Origin of the sequence: Halomonas colorata, assembly GCF_014897985.1 — a bacterium.
Lineage (GTDB): Bacteria > Pseudomonadota > Gammaproteobacteria > Pseudomonadales > Halomonadaceae > Vreelandella > Vreelandella colorata.
In genome coordinates, this window is record NZ_JABUZA010000091.1 from 1 (window position 1) to 2,235 (window position 2,235).

The 2,235-nt window shown below is 57.5% G+C and carries 3 protein-coding genes; all 3 read left to right on the plus strand.

Features of this window, described 5'->3' with window-relative positions:
- A partial coding sequence (locus INT33_RS20865) for a hypothetical protein (protein ID WP_226940296.1) occupies positions 1-217 on the plus strand: 217 nt, incomplete at its 5' end.
- Positions 214-570: an IS66 family insertion sequence element accessory protein TnpB gene (tnpB, locus tag INT33_RS20870; protein WP_193092928.1), complete on the plus strand. Its 357-nt coding sequence runs from the start codon at positions 214-216 to the stop codon at positions 568-570. The genes INT33_RS20865 and tnpB, both read left to right, overlap by 4 nt.
- Before the next feature lie 45 nt (positions 571-615).
- Positions 616-2,226: an IS66 family transposase gene (tnpC, locus tag INT33_RS20875; RefSeq protein WP_193092929.1), complete on the plus strand. Its 1,611-nt coding sequence runs from the start codon at positions 616-618 to the stop codon at positions 2,224-2,226.
- The last annotated feature ends 9 nt before the right edge of the window (positions 2,227-2,235 follow it).

The window sequence follows — 2,235 nt, forward strand, 5'->3', positions numbered from 1 at the left end:
CCTCATGATCCAAGAACTCAACTCCATGCAGGCGTTTTGGCTCGGGCATCTGTATCACGCCTCGGTGCGCGAGATTCCCCTCAGCGAATACGCCACGCAACAAGAACTTACCTTAGCCGATCTACTGCTCTGGGAAAAACGTTTGAACGTTCGCGGCTTACCGGTGCCACCCCGTCATCGTCCTGCCCGTTTTGTAAAAGTGGCGGTGGCGCCATGATCCGTCCGAGCACTCACCTGACCGTATACCTTTGTCGCGAACCGGTGGACATGCGCAAACAGATCGACGGGCTGGCCTTGTTGGTTCAGGAGGCCATGGAGCTGAACCCGTTTGATAAGGCGTTGTTTGTCTTTGGCAATCGCCAGCGGGATAAAATCAAACTACTGTTCTGGGAGCGTAACGGCTTTGTCGTCTGGTATAAGCGCCTGGAGCGTGAGCGATTCAAGTGGCCAACGCACCTGGACGGTGACGCCGTGACCTTAAGTGGCCAGGAACTTAACTGGCTGCTAGACGGCTATGACCTGAAGGCCATGCAGCCTCATAAAGCATTGAATTTTAAGTGTGTTGGCTGATTTTTTTGCTCCGCTTTTTAATGGTTTTTTGATACACTTCAAGGCATGAAAAGCACCACGCCCCCCGCCCAGGACATCTCCCAACTGCAGCGCCAGGTCAAAGCGCAGCAGCAAGAGATTGCGCAACTTCATCGCCTGATGGAGAAAAAAGAGGCGCAGTGGGAAGCCACCAAACAGTCACTTTATGAGCAGTTCCGCCTGGCATTAGAACGCCAGTTTGGCCCTTCCACGGAAAAGTACGGCATCAAGCAGGGCGATCTGCTGATTAATGAGGCCGAACTCATCGTCGATGACGACGAAGGTGCCTCAGATGAGGCGCCCGCTGACGTCGCCGATGGCGACGCTTCTGCAACGCCGTCTGATAATGTCGCACCTTCGGCCAACAAGCGTACCCGCGGCGGACGCGTCGCCTTGCCGCCTGAGCTGCCTCGTGTCGAGGTGGTGCATACGCTGGACGCTACCGAGCGTTGTTGTGCCGAAGACGGCGCCGAGCTTAAGGTCATCGGTGAAGAGGTCAGTGAAGAACTTCATGTTGTGCCCGCACGGGTAGAAGTGATCCGTCATGTGAGGCGTAAATACGCCTGCCCAACCTGTGAAGGAAACGTCAAGACCGTCCCGGCACCGGCCAAGCTGCTGCCCAAGAGCAATGCCAGTGCCACCTTACTGGCCTATGTCGCTACCGCGAAGTACCAGGATGCCTTGCCGCTTTACCGGCAGAGCCAGATATTTACCCGCCACGGTGCCCATCTGCCTCGGAATACACTGGCACGCTGGATGGTGCAGACCGGTGAGCGCCTCTTGCCGCTGATCGAGACGCTGCGTAAGCAGCTGCTAAACGCCCCGCTGATCCACATGGATGAGACCACCCTGCAGGTTAATCAGGAAGAAGGCCGCAAGGCCAGCGCCACCTCGTACATGTGGGTGCAGCGCGGTGGTCCGCCGGGTCAACAGGTCGTGTTGTTCGACTATGACCCCAGTCGTGCCGGGCGTGTGCCCCTACGCTTGTTGGGCGATTACAGTGGCTGCCTGGTCACCGATGGTTATGAAGGCTATGCCGAGGTCGTGCGGCGTAATGACATCACCCATGCTGGATGTTGGGCGCATGCTCGCCGCAAGTTCATCGAGGCTCAGAAAGCGCAGCCGAAAAATAAAACCGGCAAGGCCGGATGGGCGCTGAACCAGATCAGCAAACTCTATGGCGTTGAAAAACAGGCCAGAGCGCTGGCACCTGCAGCACGCCAGGCGTTACGCGATCAACAGAGCCGCCCACTGATCACTCAACTGCGCACCTGGCTCGACAAGTCCCAGGCGCAGGTGCTACCCAAAAGCACGCTAGGGAAAGCCCTGCACTATCTGGATGGCCAGTGGCCACGCCTGACCCGCTTCCTTGACGACGGGTGCATCCCGCTGGATAACAATCCGGCCGAAAACGCCATCCGTCCCTTCGTGGTTGGCCGTAAGAACTGGCTGTTCAGCCACACGCCAAGCGGAGCGCAAGCAAGCGCAGCAATCTACAGCCTGATCGAAACGGCCAAAGCCAACGGCCTGTCGCCTTACGGCTACCTGCAGCACGTCTTCGAAACGCTGCCGACGCTGAACGAAGACGATCTCAGTGCACTGTTGCCCTGGCACTGGAAAGAAACCTTACCTACCTGAGAAATGCTT